Here is a 21,047-nt window from a genome sequence, read left to right as displayed (position 1 = left end):
AATATTATTTTGTTATAATACATTATAACAAAAACAGCGAATATTTTTAAATGTTTCGATTTTAAAAATTAATACTATTTTTCTTAATAAATCCATATATCCAATAATAAGTCATGCATGCACGCTTGTTCAAAATATAAATTCACGTTAAAATATATGCTAGAGTTGTCACTGTATGTGGAGGTCGTATATCATGAGTAATAAAAGAATTCGAAAATTAATTGTTTACTTGATGATATTTGCAATGGTTGCTACAACTATCCTTACCGGAATTTCAATGTTTTTATAAGCTATGATTTGGGTCATTCATCTAAAATTAAGGATAAATGACCCCTTTTTCTGTTCCAATTTGTTCGAAGTTCTTCCAAGTTTTCGTGATAAATATTTTTGTTCCAATCGGAACAAGTTCGTATAATTCTTCGACATCTTCATTGCGTAAACGAATACAACCTAATGAAGCATAATAACCAATTGAATGGGGATTGTTTGTGCCATGAATCCCATATGTTCGACCATTCGTATTAAGGGCATCAAATCCAATCCACCTTGTTCCGAGAGGATTTTTTGGCGATCCTCCAGAAATATTTAATTTTCTATAATAAGGATTAATCGCTTTTACGGTCACAGTAAACATCCCTTCAGGTGTAAGGTCATCGGTTTTTCCTGTTGCAGCTTTATAAATCTTTTTGACCTCACTGTCTTTTATAAAAGCGACTTCATTCGTTTGTTTATTAACGATAATAAAAGGATCGCCTGGTAGAGCAGGGCCAATAGGCCATAATGGTGAAATGCTAACAATTGTCAGTAAAATAAAAACGAAAGATTTCAAAACATCCACCAGCCTTTTTTATAGTATGAAACAAAACTGGTGGAATTATTTTTTCTAAATTTCCTTATATGCTCATTACGTGCTCTTCTATTCTTTATATTGATTATTAAAAAAATCAGCTAATAAATTTTCTACTGCTATTGATACAGGAAGTCTCCCAGTTTCAACATTACGTTGAACAACAGGTAATCGCTTTTTTATTTGCTCATTTTGGAAAAACGTTTGTTCAAGACGTTCTCTAATCGATGTCAACATCCAATCGGTTGTTTGCTTCTTTCTTCTTGCATAAAACACCCCTGATTTCTTCGTGCTATTAAAAAAATCCAAAATAAGTTCCCAAACATCGGAAATTCCCTCGCCGGTAATGGAAGAACATGCCACCGCTTTCGTTTGCCACCCCTCAGTTGCTGCTTTCAAAAGGCGCAAAATTTGATTATACTCGTTTCTCGTTTTAATCGCTTTTTCCTTATTGTCACCATCTGCTTTTGTAACGATAATGGCATCAACTAGTTCCATCATTCCTTTTTTCATACCTTGCAAGTCATCACCTGCACCTGTTATCGTTAACATTAAAAACATATCAACCATTGTTCTCACAACAACTTCACTTTGACCAACGCCAACGGTTTCAACGAGGATCATGTCATATCCAGCTGCTTCACAAAGTAAAATCGTCTCTCTCGTTTTGCGATGAACCCCACCTAACGTTCCTCCCGAAGGTGACGGACGAATAAAAGCATTTTCTTCACGAGAAAGCTGTGCCATCCTGGTTTTATCTCCTAATATACTCCCTTGAGAAATAGTGGAAGAAGGATCAATGGCAAGAACTGCCACCTTCTTCCCCATTTGACACAGATCTGTGCCAAATCGCTCAATAAAAGTACTTTTTCCAGCTCCTGGAACACCTGTAATCCCTATTCTCATTGATTTTCCAGTTAACGGTAATATTTCTTTCAATAATTGTTGTCCAGCTTGAAAATGATCAGGATGGTTACTTTCAATTAATGTTATCGCCTTTGCCAAAGTCATTCGGTCGCCTGATTTTATTCCTTCAACATACTGTTGAATAGGAATCGATTTCTTCTTTTTTCGAAACCGATTTGATACCATTTAATTCACTTCCTCATAACCAAGTCGTTTATAAATTTCTTCTAGTATAATTTTGGCTGAGTTTGGAATTTTGGTTCCAGGACCGAATATAGCAGAGGCACCATTTTTCATTAGAAAATCATAGTCTTGTGATGGAATGACGCCTCCAACTGTGATCACAATATCATCTCTCCCTAGTTTTTTTAACTCTTCGACAAGTTTTGGTAGAAATGTATTGTGACCACCTGCAAGTGAACTCATACCGATGACATGAACATCATTTTCTACAGCCTGTCTAGCTGTTTCTTCAGGTGTTTGGAAAAGTGGACCGATATCAACATCAAAGCCCATGTCCGCATAAGCAGTAGAAACAACCTTAGCTCCACGATCATGACCGTCTTGACCAATTTTTGCCATTAAAAGGCGTGGTCTTCTTCCTTCTAATTCAGCAAACTCATCGGTCATACTCTTAATCTCTTCAATCGTTTCTTGATCTCCATAAGCACTGCTATATACTCCGCTAATGGACCGGATTGTTGCTTGATGTCTACCACATACTTTTTCTATTGCCTTAGAGATTTCTCCTAATGTTGCTCGTTTTCTTGCCGCCTCTATTGATAATTCTAGTAAATTACCTTCACCGGTTTCTGCTGCTTTTGTCAAATTTTCAAGAGCTTTTTGAACAGTTTTTTCGTCCCTTGATTGTTTTAATTCTTGTAAACGTTCAATTTGTTTTTGACGAACTTTTGTATTATCAATAGCTAAAATTTCAATCGCTTCTTCTTCTTTAACTTGGTAAGTATTTACACCGATAATTTTTTCTTGTCCAGAATCAATCATTGCTTGACGTTTTGCCGCTGCTTCTTCAATTTTTAATTTTGGATATCCTTGTTCAATAGCTTTAGTCATACCACCTAATTGTTCAATTTCCTCAATATGCTTCCAAGCTTTTTCAATCAGTTCATTCGTTAAAGACTCTACATAAAACGATCCAGCCCAAGGATCAATCGTTTGAGTAATACCCGATTCTTCTTGTAAATATAATTGTGTATTTCTTGCAATCCGTGCAGAAAAATCTGTCGGTAAAGCGATCGCTTCATCTAATGCATTCGTATGCAGAGATTGAGTATGACCCATTGCTGCTGCATGGGCTTCAATTAAAGTTCTTGTCACGTTATTAAAAGGATCTTGTTCTGTCAAACTCCAACCTGACGTTTGAGAGTGGGTTCTCAGTGCAAGGGATTTTGGATTTTTCGGATCAAATTGTTTCATTAATTTAGCCCAAATGAATCTTGCAGCTCGTAGTTTTGCCACTTCCATAAAATAATTCATTCCAATTCCCCAGAAAAAGCTTAACCGAGGTGCAAAAGAATCGATATCAATACCTGCATGTAAACCTGTCCGTACATATTCCAGCCCATCTGCTAGAGTATAAGCCAGTTCTAAATCTGCTGGTGCACCTGCTTCTTGCATATGATATCCAGAAATACTAATACTGTTAAATTTTGGCATGTATTTGGCTGTATAGGCGAATATATCTGAAATGATTCGCATTGACATTTTTGGTGGATAAATATACGTATTTCGAACCATATATTCTTTTAATATATCATTTTGAATCGTGCCAGATAATTTCTCCTGGGGAACACCTTGTTCTTCAGCCGTCACGATATAAAAAGCCATAATTGGCAGTACAGCTCCATTCATGGTCATCGAAACAGACATTTGGTCTAACGGAATCTGATCAAACAAAATTTTCATATCTAAAATTGAATCTATCGCAACACCTGCTTTTCCGACATCACCAACTACCCTTGGATGATCTGAATCATAACCACGGTGGGTAGGCAAATCAAAGGCTACAGATAAACCTTTTTGTCCCATTTTTAAATTTCGTAAATAAAATGCATTACTTTCTTCAGCTGTTGAGAAGCCTGCATATTGCCGGATCGTCCACGGCCTGTTGACATACATCATTGGATATGGTCCTCTTGTATAAGGAGGTAGACCAGGTAAACTATCCAAATGTTTTGCTTCTGTAAGATCTTTTTCCGTATATTCAGATTTGATCGTAATATTTTCATATGTTTTATGTGTTTCAACAGTAGAACCTGTCGCTACATTTCGATTATCTTTAAACAATTGCACTTTATCGAACGCCGGCCGCATCTAGATCTCCTCCGATTTCTACTAGTATTCGTTTTAATGTTTCCACATGATCCGCTTTTTCATCAATGAAAAATGTAACACCTAATTCTTTTAGTTTGTGTATGACTTCTTTCTTACGTAAACCTGCAATTAAGTATAGCTTTTTGTGATTTTCCACTATCGTTTTTTCAATGAATGGTAATGCCTGTTCAAAATGATCATCTGTTCCAGCAAAACCAATGATTTTTTCAGATGCTTGATTGACAATACGACTAATTTCTTCTAATTGGATCTCTTCTTGGATTGGCTCGGCTAAAATACCACCACTAGCACAAAAGTCAGACACAAAATCAGTTATTTTTTTATATTCTTTTACCATACCAAGCCCAATTAGCCCGATTCTTGGAGGATTACCTTCTTTATAGCTTTTTTTCGCTAAGAAACGTAACTTTTCATATTCTTCACTAAGACGGAAGTAATTTATAACACTCTTTTCTTCACTAGACTCAACAAAAAAGTCTTCAATAGAATCACCATTAGCAATGCCATTTTCTATTTGTTGAATTGCAATTGGTTTTAATTTTTTTAAAGTTTCAACAGCAAAATCCGATTCTTGAAGCTTTTCCGAAATATCAGCATACTGATTTGTTCCAATTAATTTTATTTTTCGTTTATATAAGTCCGATAACATGTTTTGACGGTTTTCAATCATGAGTTGTTCAACTGCCTTTTGATTAAACGCTTCCAATAACCCGCCCAACTCCTCTATTTGTAAGAAAAGCTGCCATGATTTTTCAATTAATTCGTTAGTTAAATGTTCAATAAAATATGAACCAGCTGCAGGGTCTTTAACATTTGCTAAACTTGATTCTTCACGTAAAATATGGTGGATGTTGCGAGCGAATCTAACACCTAATTTGCTAGTCTCTCCATATACTGCATCAAATGGTTGTATACGTAATGTTTGAACTTGTCCGATAACCGCTGCAAATGCTTCCCCACTGGACCTTAGCATATTGGTGTATGGGTCGAGTTTTGATTTATTTACCATTGTTGTTTCTGCAAATAAGTCAAGTACAGCTAATTGGTTATCCACTTCATAGCTCTCAGCAAGTTTCTTCCATAAATATCGCATCGCTCGAAGTTTAGCAATCTCCATAAAGAAATTTGACTGAACGTTGAGTCCTACTACAGTATTTTTAAAGAAAAATTCAACTGGTACTCCGGCTTCCTTTAAGTTTTCAATTTGCTCAACGGCTGTGGACAAGGTAAAGGCAATTTGCTGAACTGCGTTACCTCCTGTTTGTTCAAAAAATCTACCATCAACAAATAAGGTCTTTAAATTTTGAGTTTGATCTGAAGCTTTCTTTATTGTGTTGCACCATAATGTCAACAGATTTTTCTTTTCTTCACCTTTATAGGAATTTTCTACGATCGACCTAACAGGATCAAACCCTATAAACCCTTCAATATGCACACTCTCATTTTTTATAAAGTGAAATAGTAATTGATAAAATGGAATAATTTCCTCTTTCCCATCAATAAAAAAAGACACTTCAGCAAAATTTATTCCTTTAAATAATTCCTCTATATTACTTTTATTTAGACCTTTCGGAATTTTAAAAGCAACAGTAGGTTGTCCATATTCAATTGCTTCGAGAATATTCTTATTAATCTTTGCAATCGATTCTCCCTCAACTTGTTGAGCTATTTTCCATTTGTAACGGTAATCTCCTAAATGGATTCTTTCCTTTGGTAAATCCGCTTTAGTATACAGTGGCTTAATTTTGATGTTTTCAAATGTATTGCGAACATATTCACTAACTGTTTTCCCTTTTAATGATTTATTTGCAACTTCCAACCATTCATCATAAGATGGTTTTTGAAATTCTGTAGCTATTGTATGTTGCAAAATTCCCCCATGTTTGCTTTCCAAAAGGATCCCTCCTGTTCTCGAAATAGATTCACTTTATTAATATTTTATATTAAAACAAAAATTTTGAAAATAATTTAATCATTTTTATCCCAAATACAGAAAAAACAAACAAAAAAAATCATCCCTCACAGGTAATGAACAAAAAATTATTATAATAATAAAATTATGATTATGTGAGGAATGAAATATTTTTATTTTTATATTAATAAATATTCGTATTTTCCTGAGACATATTTTCTAAGATCTCTTTTACCCGCTTTAAAAACTTACCACAAATCAAGCCATCTAATACGCGATGATCTAGTGATAAACACAAGTTTACTTTATCTCTTACAGCAATCATCCCATTTTCCATCACAACTGGTCTTTTAACAATACTTTCTACTTGAAGGATTGCCGCTTGTGGGTAATTAATAACGCCCATCGATTGGACTGAACCAAAGGAACCCGTATTGTTAACAGTAAATGTACCACCTTGAAGGTCATCTGGAGATAATTTACCCGTTCGCACCTTTTGTGTTAACTCAGAAATTTCACGGGCTATTCCCTTGATGGTCTTTTCATCTGCATGTTTTAAAACTGGTGTATAAAGTGCATCTTCATCTGCAACAGCAATTGATAAGTTGATATCTTTTTTCTGTATGATTTTTTCTCCAGCCCACATACTATTTAATTGCGGAAATTCTTTTAACGCTTGAGCAACAGCTTTTACAAAAAACGGAAAATATGTTAATTTAAATCCTTCTTTTTGTAAAAATTCATTTTTTATTGAATCTCTATATTGAACAAGATTCGTGACGTCAACTTCTACCATCATCCACGCATGTGGAATTTCCTGTTTTGATTTCTTCATATTCGTTGCGATCGCTCTTCGAATACCGCTTACAGGAATCTCAATATCACCTGATGTCGGATTATGCAATGGTTCGGATTTTGTTTTTTGTTTGGCTAAAGAGTCCTTTTCATTAACTTGTGACAATTGTTGTATCGAATTTTCTTGATGTGTTGTTGTTTCTTGTTCGATGTCAGTAGATTTGTTGTTTGCAATATAATTTAATACATCTTTTCTTGTAATCCGGCCACCTCTTCCAGTCCCTGTTATTTTTGATAAGTCAATATCATGCTCTTGAGATAGTCTAAGGACTGCTGGCGAATAACGTTGTTTTTGTGGAGTACGGATTTCTTTTTCTGATGTATCTGAGTTTTCTTGTAAATCGGTTACTTCCATTTGTTCAACTTCTGTACTATTCTCTTCCGTTTCAATGGTGCAAATGATTTCACCAACCGTTATGGTTTCTCCTTCTTGTGCAATAATTTCTTTAATGATACCAGTAAAGCTCGATGGAACTTCTGCAGTTACTTTATCAGTAATAATTTCAGCTAACGGATCATATTTATTTACTTTCGTACCAACTGATACTAGCCATTGATTGATTGTTCCTTCTGTCACACTTTCTCCCAATTGAGGCATTAAAATTTTTTCTACGCTCATGTTAGCTCCCCCTCTCCTTAAAATTCCGCTAATTCCCGCATTGCCTTCTCGATCTTATCTGGATTGATCATAAAGTACTTCTCCATTGTTGGAGCAAAAGGCATAGCCGGAACATCTGGTCCTGCCAGGCGCATTATTGGAGCATCTAAATCAAACAAGCAGTTTTCTGAAATAATTGCAGCAACTTCACTGATCACACTACCTTCTTTATTATCTTCCGTTATCAAAAGTACCTTTCCAGTTTTCATTGCCGCTTCCATTATTGATTCTTTATCTAAAGGATAAACTGTACGCAAATCAAGGATGTGACTAGAGATTCCTTCTTGAGCCAGCTTCTCTGCCGCTTGCAAGGCAAAATGAACACATAATCCATACGTAATAACGGTAATATCTTCCCCTTCGCGTTTTACATCTGCTTTTCCAATAGGTACAACATAATCATGATCAGGTACTTCGCCTTTGATTAAACGGTAAGCCCGTTTATGTTCAAAAAACAGAACAGGGTCATCATCGCGAATGGCCGCTTTTAAAAGACCTTTTACATCATAAGGAGTGGAAGGCATAACAATTTTTAACCCTGGCTGATTTGCGAATATAGCCTCGACTGATTGTGAGTGATATAAACCACCATGAACACCACCTCCATATGGAGCCCGAATAACAATTGGGCAATGCCAATCATTGTTTGAACGATACCGAATTCTTGCTGCTTCTGAGACAATTTGATTCACGGCGGGCATGATAAAATCTGCAAATTGCATTTCACCTATAGGACGTAATCCATACATAGCAGCACCTATGGCTACACCAGCTATAGCAGATTCAGTAAGAGGTGTGTCAATAACACGTTCTTCACCAAACTGTTCAAATAAACCTTGAGTGGCTTTAAACACTCCTCCTTTTTTCCCAACATCCTCGCCTAATATAAAAACATTTTCGTCCCGTTCCATTTCCTCACGTATCGCCTGTGTTACCGCGTCAATATATGAAATAACCGGCATCAATATCCCTCCTATTCCTTATATACATATTTTAATGCATCTTCTGGTTTAGCATATGGAGCTTGTTCCGCATAATCTGTTGCATCGTTTACGATTCCTTTCATCCGCTCTTCAATTTCTTTCCTTTTTGGTTCATCTAACAATCCAACTTCAATTAAATATTTTCCAAAGATGACAATCGGATCATTCTGTCTCGCATTTTTTACTTCTTCCGGATTGCGATAAGCTTTATCATCATCATCACTAGAATGTGGTGTGAATCGATTTGTAAGCGCTTCGATTAATGTCGGACCATCACCTTTAATTGCACGTTCTCTAGCCTCTTTAACTACACGATATACTTCTAATGGATCACTTCCATCGACCTTATAGCCCGGCATTCCATATCCTGCTGCCCGATCTGCTATACTTTTGGTTGGTAATTGTTTTTCTATTGGTACAGAAATCGCATATTGATTGTTTTGACACATAAAAATGACCGGTAAATTATGAACACCCGCAAAATTTAACCCTTCATGAAAATCACCCTGGTTGGAAGAACCTTCACCAAATGTTGTAAATGAGACAAAATTTTGTTTTTTCATTTTAGCAGCTAAGGCAAAACCAACAGCATGGGGCACTTGTGTTGTTACAGGTGATGAACCTGTCACAATGCGATTTTTCTTTTGACCAAAATGACTGGACATTTGTCTACCTCCAGAACTTGGATCCTCTGCCTTTGCAAATGCACCAAGCATTACTTCTCGCGGACTCATACCAAATGCCAAAACAAGAGCAAGATCTCGATAATATGGTAATAGATAATCCTTCTTGCGATTTAATGCAAAAGCCGCACCAATTTGTGCTCCTTCGTGACCTTGACCTGATATAACAAATGGAATTTTCCCTGCACGGTTTAACAACCACATACGTTCATCAAGTCTTCTTGCAAGTACCATAAGTTCATACATTTCTAATACATCCTGATCGCTTAAACCAAGCTTTTGGTGACGATTGTTTTCCATCTGTGTGAATGCCCCCCTTTTCATTCTCTTTACAAATTATCCGTGAATTGCTTTTCCATCAACTGCCATACTAACCTCAGCAAATATTTCCGATAAAGTCGGATGCGGATGAATCGCCTCGGCAATCTCCCATGGAGTTGCGTCCAATAAAGTAGCTAAACTTGCTTCAGATATTAATTCTGTCACATTAGAACCGATGAGATGGACCCCTAATAAATCGTCCGTTTTTTTATCAGCAATCATTTTAACAAAGCCATCAGTCTTTCCATTGACGAGTGCTTTACCAATCGCTTTGAACGGAAATTTTCCTACTTTGATTGAATAGCCTAAATCTTTAGCTTTCTGTTCGGTTAAACCAATACTTGCCACCTCTGGACTAGAAAAAATACATTTTGGTACTTGACGCTCATTTAGTGTGGTTGGATTTAAACCTGCCATATGTTCTACAGCAATGATTCCTTCTCGGCTAGCGACATGGGCAAGTTGTATACCACCAATGCAATCCCCAATTGCATAAATATGTGATTCTTTAGTTTGATAAAAATCATTGACTCGGATTTTTCCATCATGAAGTTCTATATCTGTATTTTCTAAACCTAAATCATTAGTGTTTGCTATCCGACCAACAGAGAGAAGAACTTTATCTGCCTCAAGCTCTTTTCTTTCATGACCAATTTCTACTTGAATTTTTACCCGATTAGATTTTTTTAATGTTTCCGCCAATACCTTTGCATTTGTTAATACTTGAACTCCTTTTTTCTTTAACGAATTTGCTAATTCTTTGCTAATCTCTTCATCTTCACTCGGAATAAGACGTTCCGCATATTCAACAATCGTAACATCCACATCCAAATCAGCCAACATTGATGCCCATTCTACACCGATGACCCCACCCCCGATGATCAGCATTGAGTTCGGTAGTCTTTTCATATTTAAACAGTCATCGGATGACAAAATGATCTCACCGTCAAACTCAATTCCTTCCAACTTCTTAGGTCTTGAACCTGTCGCAATTAAAACATTTTTTGGTATAAGCATTTCATTATCACTTTTATCTTCCAATTCAACGGATACAGTCCCAGGCATCGGGGAAAATATAGAAGGTCCTAAAATGCGACCCGTTCCATGGTATACATCAACTTTTTCCTTCTTCATTAAAAACTGGATGCCTTGATGTAAATTGTCTATCACGTCATTTTTTCTATTTTGAATTTTCGAAAAATCGATTCCAATTACTTGTGATGCGATTCCATATTGATCACTTTCTTTTATCGTTCTGTACACCTCTGCACTTTTTAATAAAGTTTTTGTCGGAATGCAACCAGAATGAAGGCAAGTGCCGCCTAATTTGTTTTTTTCAACGATAGCCGTTTTTAAACCTAGTTGGCTTGCCCGGATTGCAGATACATACCCTCCTGGTCCGCTACCTATTATCACTAAATCATATTCCTTTGCCATGTCCGTCCTCCTATCAATTTTTCTTTCTCTTTTTAGGCTCTCAAAAATTTTGAGAGCCTAAAGTTCATCATATTAACGATTGGTTCTATGGGATAATATACTTTTTTCATTTCTTAAAAATGTTGTTCTTGAATCTCTTACCTTTTGAATTCGTTCTTCCGCCATACGATCTGCCGCTACATAGGTAGGGATATTGTCTCTTTTTGCAATTTCAAATACCCGTTTTAAGTTCGTATAAATTTGTTCAACCTTCTTCATTGCCCGTTCACGATTATAACCGTATAATTCATCCGCTACATTGATAACGCCACCAGCATTAATAACATAATCCGGTGCATAGATAATACCAGCTTCATTTAATAGGTCACCATGGTGATCTTCTTTTAATTGGTTATTAGCAGAACCGGCAATCACTTTTGCTTTTAATTGGGGAATTGTCTCATCATTTAAAATTCCGCCTAGAGCACAGGGTGCAAATACATCACATTCAACACTATAAATGTCCTTAGGATCAACTGCTTTTGCACCAAAATCCTCCATTGCCCGCTTTACGGAATCTTGATTGATATCCGTAACAATTAAATTTACTCCTTCTTCATTCAAATACTTACATAAATGATAAGCAACACTACCTACACCTTGAACAGCAACAGTTTTACCTTCTAAAGAAGTATGACCAAAGTATTCCTCTACAGCAGCTTTCATTCCCTTATAAATACCGTAAGCCGTTACCGGAGATGGATCCCCAGATGATCCAAAAGCAGCAGATGTTCCCGTCACAAAATCTGTTTCTTCATGAATAATATTCATATCTTCTTCTGTAGTACCAACATCTTCAGCCGTAATATAACGACCATTAAGTCCTTGAACAAAACGACCGAAAGCACGAAACATTTCTTCATTTTTATCTTTTCTAGGGTCCCCAATTAAAACTGTTTTTCCACCACCAAGATTAAGTCCTGCAGCTGCATTTTTATAAGTCATACCTCTAGCTAAACGTAAAGCATCAATGATCGCTTCTTCTTCACTTTTATAATTCCACATACGAAGTCCGCCTAAAGCAGGACCTAAAGTTGTATCATGTATGGCGATAATTGCCTTTAATCCTGATCCTTTATCTTGAACAAAATGTAATTCCTCATAATCATACTTTTCCATTTCTTTAAATATTTCGATACTCATCTTGCTATCTCTCCTTTTCCTGTAAAAAACTTCGCCCAATATTATAAAATGCAAGTTTTATGCCAACTTAATTTTGAAAGCGTTTTCTTGTTATTTATCGATTTCTAGATTGATTGGTCATGCAAAAATTTGCAGTATATGCAAAAAAATTCATGCAAAATTTTGCATTTTTTCTAGTTTATAATATAAGGTACGAATGGATATACCTAATTCTTTTGCCGCGTTTGTTTTATTACCACGGTGTTTTCGTAATACTGTCTGGATAATCTGCTTTTCATAATCGTCAAGCATTTTTTGTAAACTTTTGGTGTTTTCAGGATTCAAATCATTTTCATCAACTTTTGTTTGATTAATGTCAAGTGGTGGTAAATGTTCCTTTCGAATCAATGTCTCATTATAATTCATGAAAATGATAGCCCTACCTAAAATATTTTCTAATTCTCTCACATTTCCCGGCCAATGGTATTGTTTTAAGATGGTAATGGCATCTTGGTCTATTCCTTCTACATTACGTCCATAATCGTGATTTATTTTTTGGATCAGTCGTTGACAGAGTTTCGGAATATCATCGAGTCGATTTCTTAAAGGAGGTATCCTTATTGGAAAACGGTTTAATCGATAATATAAATCTTCACGGAACTGACCTTTTTCAATTTCCTTTTCCAAGTCTTTATTCGTAGCAGCAATAATTCGAACATCTATCGGAATTGGTTTTGTCCCACCTACTCGCACAATTTCCTTTTCTTGAACAGCTCTTAATAGTTTCGCTTGCATTTGTAACGATAATTCACCAATTTCATCTAAAAAAATACTGCCGTTATTTGCTTCTTCAAAAAACCCTTTTTTACCACCTCTTTTTGCTCCTGAAAACGCACCTTCTTCATAGCCAAATAGCTCACTTTCTAATAACGATTCTGAGATTGCTGCACAATTGACACGAATAAAATGATTATATTTACGATCGCTTTCATTATGTATAGCGTGGGCAAATAACTCCTTCCCTGTACCAGATTCACCTCTTAACAAAACCGTTGCTGGAGTTTTTGCTGCCTTTCTCGCCTGTTCAATTGCAGTTAAAATATCATTCGTTGTACCGACAATATCTTCAAAGGTGTATTTTGCCTCTAACGTACGAATTCTTTCTTTTGCTTTTTCTAATTCAGTTGTTAAATCACGTATCTCAGACATATCATGAATTACTGCTACACTTCCTTTTAAAATTCCTCCAGTTATAATTGGCGCTACATTGACGACAACTTCTTTTTTATTAGGACCGACTAACATTTTAACTCCCCGAACCGGCTTTTTTGTTCTTAAAACACGGAGATGCATACTTTCACCACGATAAATGTCTGTTGTAGCAGGTTTTCCAATGATTTCACTTTCCGTAAGTCCAGTTAAACGTGTATAAGCAGGATTAATTAAGATGCCAATTCCCTTTTCATCAACAACAGAAATTGCATCATCACTTGAATGGATAATCGCTTCCAACATCGTACGCATTTCGTTTAAATCATTCGTCTTTTTTGTCAATTGTCGAATCGCTTCTTTTTGGTTCAAAATTAAAGATAGAATTGGTTCACAAATCATCATGGGCTTTTTCTCATCATTCAATATAGATCGCCCGGAATTTTCTTCGATTGTATTAAATATAATGTGAATTTCTGTTTCTAGTTTTTTAGGAAAAGTATGTAAAAATGGAATACCAAGTTTTTGCGCTGCCAATATTCCTGGTGCATTTTTATCCTTATCAATTATGGCGATGATATTAAAATCCTTAACCTTTTGTAATATTTCAAGGATAGCTAATCCCTTCTCACCCGCTCCAAAAATTAATACATTTTGCATTCAAACACCTCCATTATGTAAAAAGACAACACCCTTGACAATTTAGACAATTTAGACCATATTCAATATATAAAATATTAACATACAGGTGAAAGGAACCGATATGGAACGTTTATTCGCATTCTTACTTTTATTAATACCAGGTTTAATGGCTACACTAGGAATAAAATACATTCGTGACACAATGTTTAATGAATTACAGTGGCCATTTCCATTATTGTGGGTCCAAGCTTTTTCTGGCTTTATCATGGTCATTTTAGGAATTGCCTTTATCGGTGGTTTTATTTATCACCGAGATAAAAAAAGGCAACGAGTTAAAAAAAGAAGATTAAGTAGGTGAATTAGGAAAAGATAACCTACTTAACCTCCTGATTACCTTTTTAGTTCGTCACGAAATGTTCTAGCCTTTTCAGGAAAGTCTGTAATCAACGCATCAACTTTACACTTAAATAATCGCAACCATTCATTTTTTTCATTGACGGTATATGGTCTCACCTTTATACCATGCTCTTGTGTTTTCAAAATTAATTCTTTTGGACAAGACCGAAAATTAGGATGAATAGCTTTCGCTCGTATTGCTTTTGCATAAATCCATGGATTAAACAGACCTTCTGAATATAATGGGGCTGTTTCAATCTCAGGAGCTACACGATAAGCATACACAATAGCAAAATGATTAAAAGATGAGAAGATAATTCGTTCTTCTAATTTCATATCTCGGATGAACGCGATGGTTTTTCTCACTAATTCAAAATTTTTTAATGAACGTGTTTTAAACTCAATGTTACAAACCAGTTCTGTTGTTTTAAACCATTCTAAAAATTCCTTTAATAAAGGAATCTCGGCTCGAAATTTCCCATCTTTAAATTTTGCACCTGCATTTAATGTTTTTAATTCTTTAGTTGTTAAATCTTTAACAAATCCAGTACCATCTGTTGTCCGATCCACCTTATCGTCATGCAAGATCACAACCTCACCATCCTTTGTTAAGCGAACATCTAACTCAATACCATCCGCTTTGACCCTGGCTGCTTCTTTAAAGGCTAACATCGTATTTTCAGGATGTGTACCTGCTGAACCTCGGTGAGCAAATATATGTGTCATGATTCATCTCCTTTTTCATTTATCCTGAAATTTCTAACTCAATTCAACGATCGTTTCAATTACTCATTATATGTAGCTTTTAGATATAAAACACCTGTAAGGGACAGGTGTTTTTGTTTCCATAAACCAAGGAATTAACTTATTCCTAAACCTACCCTTTTATTTTTCATTGATTAGGTTGGGTAAAAAAGAAAGGACCGAGCAAGCATTTACTCGATCGTTTGATCTTTTTATCTTATCTAACCACATCATTGCTACTTATGAAGCTTGATGTTCTAATCTTAATTTATCAGCTATCATAGCAATAAACTCGGAATTTGTTGGTTTTGCTTTTGACATACTAACAGTGTATCCGAAAAGCTTTGAAATTGATTCAATATTCCCTCTACTCCAAGCAACTTCAATGGCATGGCGAATTGCACGTTCCACACGACTTGCTGTTGTATTATATTTTTTTGCAATATCAGGATATAACACCTTTGTGATGGAACCTAATAATTCAATATCATGATAAACCATGGATATAGCTTCTCTTAAGTATAAATAGCCTTTAATATGTGCTGGAACACCAATTTCATGAATTATATTTGTTATGCTCGCATCCAAACTTTTCGGTTCATCAGATTGTTGAATAATTATGGAAGCATTATTGTTTATATTGGTATTTTTCTTTGATGTTTCACCCTTACCCATTACTTGACGTATTTGTGCTACTAAATGATCCATATCAAACGGTTTTAAAATAAAATAGGATGCGCCTAATTCAACTGCTTTCTTTGTCACATCCTCTTGACCAAAAGCTGTAAGCATAATGATCTTCGGAGGATTTTTGTCTACATTAAGTTTTTCTAGCACCGCAAGACCGTCCAAATGTGGCATAATAATATCTAAAATTAATACATCCGGCCGAATATTTTCTAACATTTTTAAACATTCCTGGCCATTGTATGCAACTCCAACCACTTCCATATTTTCTTGATTATTTATGTAATCCTTCAAAAGCACAGTAAGTTCCCGATTGTCATCCACAATACACACTTTTATTTTCTTCACGAGACTTCCTCCCCTAATATCTTAAATTTCATTGTAATCTACAATTTCGACAATTGCTAATAAAATCCCTTTTAATTCATCCGAAAAAAAGTCGTTTTTACTATATTTATAATAAAAATCATCGCACCATCCCGGCAAATGTAACTTTTTGAAATATTTTTAATAAATATATTACTCATATTCCCAAGAAATTCAAGGTTAGGAATGAAAAAAGCGAGCTGTTTTAGCTCGCTTTTTCTTCTCCCTTTACATATATATCCAAACCAGCCTCGTTTAGCATCCATTCAATATGAACACCATATCCGCTGGATGGGTCATTTACAAATACATGGGTGACTGCTCCTATGAGTTTTCCATCTTGAATGATCGGACTACCACTCATTCCTTGAACAATACCACCTGTTTTATCAAGTAGTCGTTCATCCGTAATTTTTATTACCATTCCTTTCGTTGCCGGAAACTTTTGTGGTGTAGAGCTAATAATTTCTATATCAAATAATTCAACTTTATCCTCATCAACTACCGTTAAAATTTGTGCAGGGCCTCTTTTCACTTGATGGGATAGAGCGATTGGAAGGGGCTTATTCATGATCTTATTGTTTAAATCCTTCGTTAATGTTCCGTATATTCCAAATTGATTATTTTTCTGTATATTTCCAACTATATTTCTTTCATTTAAAAATCTGGCTAATTTTTCACCAGGTGCGCCATTGGTTCCTTTTTGAATGGAAGTAACTGTTGAAGGAACGATATAACCATCTTTCACTACAATAGGCATTTTTGTATCCATATCAGAGATAACATGTCCTAATGCTCCATATTTTTTTGTTTTTGGATCATAAAAGGTTAATGTTCCGATACCGGAAGCAGAATCACGAATATATAATCCTAATTTATATTTACTTTCAGATTCATCGATAGCAGGATATAAATCGGTTTCGAATTGTTCATTCTTTCGCTGAATTCCTATTTTCAATGGTTTCCCCTCTTTTCCCGACTTTTGAACGTGGGGACCAATATCATTAATGGATTCAATTGTTTCACCATTAATACTAATAATTAAATCTCCTGTTTGAATACCTGCCTTTTCACCTGGAGATACTTTGCCTGAAGGGGAATTTACTAAGTGATGTCCAACGACAAGTACACCTTTTGAATTTATTTTTACACCGATGGATTGACCACCTGGTATCACTTTGAAATCCTTTAATACATTAACGCTCACTTTTTTTATAGGGATACCAGCAATGTCAAAAATTAGATCACTCTTACCTTCTTTCAATGCTTCAACTGTCAAATTTTTATCTTTATTAATTTGAATATGTTCTTGTGTACCTTGTACGGTATTTACAACTTCTGTAGAAGCCAATTCAAATGATTGTCCTTTAAATAAAGTTAATTCATTTGGATTATTTAAAACTTTTCCAACTGGTGAGAAAAAGCCGATATAAACGAAAGAAACAAGGAGAATTAAACCAAATATTTTTCTTATTTTATCTCTATTCAATACACTCACTCTCCTCGCTTCATGTCCACACAAAGGGTACATTTATAATCTAGCCGTTTCGCCCTATAATTATAATCGACATATTTAAAAAAATACTGTACAGAATGGATAACTTTGGTTGAGGAAAATTTGGTATAAAAAAAGCCGTCCAATGGATGGACGACTAAATATAATATTAATGATGCTGATACTTATATTGATGTGCTAAATCAAGAAGCTCTTTTGCATGTTCTTCCGTAGCAGTTGTTATATGTGATCCAGATATCATGCGAGCTATTTCTTCAATCCGTTCACGCTCACTTAATTGTTGAATTGAAGTGATCGTTCGATGTTCTTTTATTTCTTTTCGAATAAAGAAATGATGATCACTTAATGCAGCAACCTGAGGAAGATGAGTAATAGATAATACTTGTGAATTGACGGAAATTCGATATATTTTTTCACCAATTGCTTGAGCAACACGACCGCTTACACCAGTATCTACTTCATCGAAAATAATTGATGTTACTCCTTGATGTTGTGAGAAAATCGTTTTTAAGGCAAGCATAATACGAGATAATTCTCCGCCTGATGCGATTTTTGCCAATGGTTTCAATGGCTCTCCTGGGTTTGTACTCATATAAAATTCGATTTTGTCAATGCCATCTGGTTGAAATTCGATATTATCTTGCTCAAAAAATTTAACTTCAAACACCGTTTTGTCCATATATAGATCTTTCAGTTGCTTATGAATGGCCTCTGTTAATTTTTCTGCTGCGTTTTTACGTAATGAAGTTAGATGATTGGCTTCAACTAATAGATCTTTTTCTATAGAAACTAATTTCTTATTTAACGTCTCAATATGTGACTCACGATTTGTGATCATTTCAATTTCATCATCAATTTTTGCACAATATTCTAAAATCGCTTCAATGGAATCCCCATATTTTCTTTTCATTTGATGAATGATATTTAAACGATTCTCTATTTCATTAAGTCGATTCGGGTCGTATTCAAGTTCATCCAGTTTATCTCGTAATGTATGAACGATATCTTCTAATTGATAATAACTATTTGAAACAATATTATAAATTTCCTTTAATTCTTCATCTATCGTTTGTGCTTCATCTAAATTAGATAAAGCTAGTCCAACCCAGTCTAGACCCTTTTGTTCACCTTGTAATGCCTCATAGGTTGTATTTAAACTTGAAAACAATTTTTCAAAATTGGTTAACTTCTTCTTTTCAGTTAAAAGTTGTTCATCTTCACCAATTTTTAATTGAGCATTTGTTATTTCATTTAATTGAAATTTTAATAAATCAAGCCGTTGTGCCATCATTTGTTCATTTTCATTTAAAGAGGCAAGATCTTTTTTTATTTTGACATATTCTCGATATATCGATTGATACTCATTTAGAGCAGGGTAGATTTCTTTTCCGCCAAATTCATCCAGTAAACGTAAATGACTTTTTTCATCTAGCATTTCTTGGTTATCATGTTGACCATGAATATCGACGAGTGTTCGACCGATTTCTCGTAAAATTGTAATTGTGACAAGTTTTCCATTTACTCGACAAACGCTTTTTCCAGAAGGATAAATGTCTCTTTTTAAAAGTAACATTCCTTCTTCAATTTCAATCCCAAATTCCGAACATTTAGCAATTGCTGGATGATCATCTTCTATTAAAAAGAGACCTTCAATTTCTGCCTTATCCGCACCATGACGTACAAAATCCGATGATCCTCTACCACCGACTAATAAATGAATTGAATCGATTATAATGGATTTCCCCGCTCCTGTCTCTCCTGTTAAAACTGTAAAACCTTTTTGGAAGGATACCGTTACCGATTCAATAATGGCAATATTTTTTATCGCTAATTCCGCTAACAACCGTTTCCCTCTCCTTTAATTCATTGTATTGCTAAACGTTTTATCCAATCATTCCAGCATATTGAAAAATTTTTCTTTTATTTTTTCTGCGTTTTCTTGTGTATCAGCAATGATTAAGCATGTATCATCACCACAAACAGTACCTAAAATTTCATCCCAATCTAATTGATCAATCAAATTACCAACAGCATTGGCATTTCCTGGTATTGTTTTTAGAATGACTAAATGTCCAGCACTATTGATTTTTACAAAGGCATCAATTAATAATTTTTGCAGTTTTTCCAAAGTGTTATATTTTTGGTCTGATGGCAAACTATACTTATATAATCCATCCCGGTATGGTACTTTCACTAACCTGAGCTCTTTTATGTCTCGGGAAATCGTTGCTTGAGTAACTTGAAATCCTGATTCTTGCATTCGTTCAACGAGTTCATCTTGTGTCTCAATGTTATATTTGGCAATTAGCTCACGTATTTTTAAATGTCGTTGTAATTTACTTGTCAAGATTTGTCACCTGCTTATCCATTTTTTGTACATTCATTTCTTTATCTTATATTTTACAAAATGAACCTCATTTTAGAAAAGAATTATTTAAATCTCGACATTATTATACACATTTACATCAATACATACCATGAATGAAAATAGAAAGGCTGTCGAATCGACAGCCTTCTAATTAACTGAATTTTGAATTTTTCCTTCTTTAAATTGCTCATGGGCAGATTGCACCACATCATTTACCTTAATATTTAAAAAGTTCTTCCCTTGTTCGCTTTCATCTTTAACTCGCCATTTTAAATGAATTAAAAATTCAATATTTCCTTCACCTCCGGTTATCGGAGAGAAGGTTAGGTTTTGGACATCATAACCTTCAGCAATTGCAAAATCAATAATTTCTTGAATGACTTGCATATGAACTTTCGGATCACGGACGATTCCTTTTTTACCAACAAATTCACGTCCCGCCTCAAATTGCGGTTTAATTAATGCCACAACATCACTTCCATCAACAAGCAGTTTTTTTAATGGCGGTAACATTAATTTTAATGAAATAAAAGATACATCAATCGAAGCAAATTCCGGCATATCTCTAGTCAAATCTTCCGGTTTTATATAACGGAAATTTGTACGTTCCATGACGATCACACGATCATCGTTTCTTAACTTCCATGCTAATTGATTGTACCCTACATCAACAGCATAACTATACCGTACACCATTTTGCAATGCACAATCGGTAAAACCACCTGTTGAAGCACCAATATCAATCATGATTTTATCTTTTATATTTAAATCAAATGTTTTTAAAGCTTTCTCAAGTTTGTAACCACCGCGAGACACATAAGGCATTTTCTTACCTTTAATCGTAATCTCGATGTCAACCGGGACCTTTACCCCCGGTTTTTCAAGGCGTTCTTCCTTCGAAAATACAATTCCTTCCATAATTGCTCGTTTTGCTTTTTCTCGCGTTTCAAAAAGACCACGCTCAGTTAAAATAACATCAAGTCTTTCTTTTTTCACCAAAT

Annotated in this window: 18 protein-coding genes and 1 pseudogene; 3 read left to right on the top strand and 16 right to left on the bottom strand. The window is 35.0% G+C overall.

All coding sequences use genetic code 11. The annotated features are described in order from the left end of the window. Positions 1-193: 193 nt before the first annotated feature. Positions 194-289 carry a stressosome-associated protein Prli42 gene (gene prli42, locus OEV82_RS06570; protein WP_173658326.1) on the top strand — a complete coding sequence of 32 codons (96 nt, stop codon included), beginning with the start codon at positions 194-196 and terminating at the stop codon, positions 287-289. Between the two features lie 27 nt (positions 290-316). On the opposite strand, the gene OEV82_RS06565 is transcribed toward prli42, so the two are convergent. From OEV82_RS06565 to OEV82_RS06520, 10 genes are all read right to left on the bottom strand, one after another. Then, positions 317-829, bottom strand: a complete 513-nt coding sequence (locus OEV82_RS06565) for a L,D-transpeptidase (protein ID WP_173658323.1) — start codon at positions 827-829, stop codon at positions 317-319. A gap of 87 nt (positions 830-916) precedes the next feature. After that, positions 917-1,939 (bottom strand): methylmalonyl Co-A mutase-associated GTPase MeaB, encoded by a 1,023-nt coding sequence (meaB, locus tag OEV82_RS06560; protein ID WP_263061371.1) that lies wholly within the window; start codon positions 1,937-1,939, stop codon positions 917-919. Continuing rightward, positions 1,940-4,087, bottom strand: coding sequence for a methylmalonyl-CoA mutase (gene scpA, locus OEV82_RS06555; RefSeq protein WP_263061370.1), 2,148 nt, complete (start codon positions 4,085-4,087; stop codon positions 1,940-1,942). Beyond that, positions 4,068-6,002 carry a methylmalonyl-CoA mutase family protein gene (locus tag OEV82_RS06550; RefSeq protein ID WP_263061369.1) on the bottom strand — a complete coding sequence of 645 codons (1,935 nt, stop codon included), beginning with the start codon at positions 6,000-6,002 and terminating at the stop codon, positions 4,068-4,070. Before OEV82_RS06550 ends, scpA begins: the two co-directional genes overlap by 20 nt. 202 nt (positions 6,003-6,204) lie before the next feature. Beyond that, positions 6,205-7,494, bottom strand: coding sequence for a dihydrolipoamide acetyltransferase family protein (locus tag OEV82_RS06545; protein ID WP_263061368.1), 1,290 nt, complete (start codon positions 7,492-7,494; stop codon positions 6,205-6,207). Positions 7,495-7,511: 17 nt separating this feature from the next. Further along, on the bottom strand, positions 7,512-8,495 hold the full coding sequence (locus OEV82_RS06540; RefSeq protein WP_173658318.1) for an alpha-ketoacid dehydrogenase subunit beta: 984 nt from the start codon (positions 8,493-8,495) through the stop codon (positions 7,512-7,514). Between the two features lie 11 nt (positions 8,496-8,506). Further along, complete coding sequence (locus OEV82_RS06535; RefSeq protein WP_173658317.1) at positions 8,507-9,499, bottom strand: thiamine pyrophosphate-dependent dehydrogenase E1 component subunit alpha; 993 nt, start codon at positions 9,497-9,499, stop codon at positions 8,507-8,509. Positions 9,500-9,535: 36 nt separating this feature from the next. Further along, positions 9,536-10,957: a dihydrolipoyl dehydrogenase gene (gene lpdA / locus OEV82_RS06530; protein ID WP_263061367.1), complete on the bottom strand. Its 1,422-nt coding sequence runs from the start codon at positions 10,955-10,957 to the stop codon at positions 9,536-9,538. A gap of 72 nt (positions 10,958-11,029) precedes the next feature. Then, a complete protein-coding gene (locus OEV82_RS06525; protein WP_173658325.1) occupies positions 11,030-12,133 on the bottom strand; it encodes a Leu/Phe/Val dehydrogenase in 1,104 nt (367 codons plus the stop codon). 156 nt (positions 12,134-12,289) lie between these two features. Beyond that, the gene (locus OEV82_RS06520) at positions 12,290-13,987 is read right to left on the bottom strand and encodes a sigma-54 interaction domain-containing protein (protein WP_173658315.1); all 1,698 of its coding nucleotides are present in this window, start codon (positions 13,985-13,987) and stop codon (positions 12,290-12,292) included. A 103-nt stretch (positions 13,988-14,090) separates the two neighbouring features. On the opposite strand from OEV82_RS06520, the gene OEV82_RS06515 reads away from it, so the two are divergent. Then, complete coding sequence (locus OEV82_RS06515) at positions 14,091-14,327, top strand: DUF2627 family protein (RefSeq protein ID WP_173658314.1); 237 nt, start codon at positions 14,091-14,093, stop codon at positions 14,325-14,327. A 32-nt stretch (positions 14,328-14,359) separates the two neighbouring features. Here OEV82_RS06515 and OEV82_RS06510 read toward each other — a convergent pair whose 3' ends face one another. Together OEV82_RS06510 and spo0A are read right to left on the bottom strand one after the other, a co-directional pair. Next, positions 14,360-15,091, bottom strand: coding sequence for a glycerophosphodiester phosphodiesterase (locus tag OEV82_RS06510; RefSeq protein WP_263061366.1), 732 nt, complete (start codon positions 15,089-15,091; stop codon positions 14,360-14,362). A gap of 258 nt (positions 15,092-15,349) precedes the next feature. Then, a complete protein-coding gene (gene spo0A / locus OEV82_RS06505) occupies positions 15,350-16,144 on the bottom strand; it encodes a sporulation transcription factor Spo0A (RefSeq protein ID WP_173658312.1) in 795 nt (264 codons plus the stop codon). 118 nt (positions 16,145-16,262) lie between these two features. On the opposite strand from spo0A, the pseudogene OEV82_RS16140 reads away from it, so the two are divergent. Next, positions 16,263-16,307: pseudogene (locus OEV82_RS16140) on the top strand (H-X9-DG-CTERM domain-containing protein); the annotation flags it as partial. A gap of 60 nt (positions 16,308-16,367) precedes the next feature. Here the strand turns inward: OEV82_RS16140 and spoIVB are convergent. The 4 genes from spoIVB to OEV82_RS06485 form a co-directional block, all read right to left on the bottom strand. Beyond that, positions 16,368-17,693: a SpoIVB peptidase gene (spoIVB, locus tag OEV82_RS06500; RefSeq protein ID WP_263061365.1), complete on the bottom strand. Its 1,326-nt coding sequence runs from the start codon at positions 17,691-17,693 to the stop codon at positions 16,368-16,370. A 133-nt stretch (positions 17,694-17,826) separates the two neighbouring features. Continuing rightward, entirely contained in the window at positions 17,827-19,521 is a 1,695-nt protein-coding gene (gene recN / locus OEV82_RS06495) for a DNA repair protein RecN (protein WP_263061364.1), read from the bottom strand. Between the two features lie 48 nt (positions 19,522-19,569). Further along, positions 19,570-20,025, bottom strand: a complete 456-nt coding sequence (ahrC, locus tag OEV82_RS06490) for a transcriptional regulator AhrC/ArgR (RefSeq protein ID WP_263061363.1) — start codon at positions 20,023-20,025, stop codon at positions 19,570-19,572. Positions 20,026-20,193: 168 nt separating this feature from the next. Then, complete coding sequence (locus OEV82_RS06485) at positions 20,194-21,045, bottom strand: TlyA family RNA methyltransferase (RefSeq protein WP_263061362.1); 852 nt, start codon at positions 21,043-21,045, stop codon at positions 20,194-20,196. Between the last annotated feature and the right edge of the window lie 2 nt (positions 21,046-21,047).

It is taken from the genome of Pallidibacillus thermolactis (assembly GCF_025660415.1).
Lineage (GTDB): Bacteria > Bacillota > Bacilli > Bacillales > Caldibacillaceae > Pallidibacillus > Pallidibacillus thermolactis.
This window is presented reverse-complemented; position numbering and strand designations above follow the sequence as displayed.

What these genes read in the sequence shown, in the direction of transcription:
- lpdA (WP_263061367.1), bottom strand. Translation starts at nt 10,957, where the DNA reads ATGGCAAAGGAATATGATTTAGTGATAATAGGTAGCGGACCAGGAGGG.
- OEV82_RS06510 (WP_263061366.1), bottom strand. Translation starts at nt 15,091, where the DNA reads ATGACACATATATTTGCTCACCGAGGTTCAGCAGGTACACATCCTGAA.
- OEV82_RS06540 (WP_173658318.1), bottom strand. Translation starts at nt 8,495, where the DNA reads ATGCCGGTTATTTCATATATTGACGCGGTAACACAGGCGATACGTGAG.
- OEV82_RS06535 (WP_173658317.1), bottom strand. Translation starts at nt 9,499, where the DNA reads ATGGAAAACAATCGTCACCAAAAGCTTGGTTTAAGCGATCAGGATGTA.
- meaB (WP_263061371.1), bottom strand. Translation starts at nt 1,939, where the DNA reads ATGGTATCAAATCGGTTTCGAAAAAAGAAGAAATCGATTCCTATTCAA.
- OEV82_RS06520 (WP_173658315.1), bottom strand. Translation starts at nt 13,987, where the DNA reads ATGCAAAATGTATTAATTTTTGGAGCGGGTGAGAAGGGATTAGCTATC.
- prli42 (WP_173658326.1), top strand. Translation starts at nt 194, where the DNA reads ATGAGTAATAAAAGAATTCGAAAATTAATTGTTTACTTGATGATATTT.
- spoIVB (WP_263061365.1), bottom strand. Translation starts at nt 17,693, where the DNA reads ATGTACCCTTTGTGTGGACATGAAGCGAGGAGAGTGAGTGTATTGAAT.
- OEV82_RS06515 (WP_173658314.1), top strand. Translation starts at nt 14,091, where the DNA reads ATGGAACGTTTATTCGCATTCTTACTTTTATTAATACCAGGTTTAATG.
- OEV82_RS06545 (WP_263061368.1), bottom strand. Translation starts at nt 7,494, where the DNA reads ATGAGCGTAGAAAAAATTTTAATGCCTCAATTGGGAGAAAGTGTGACA.
- scpA (WP_263061370.1), bottom strand. Translation starts at nt 4,087, where the DNA reads ATGCGGCCGGCGTTCGATAAAGTGCAATTGTTTAAAGATAATCGAAAT.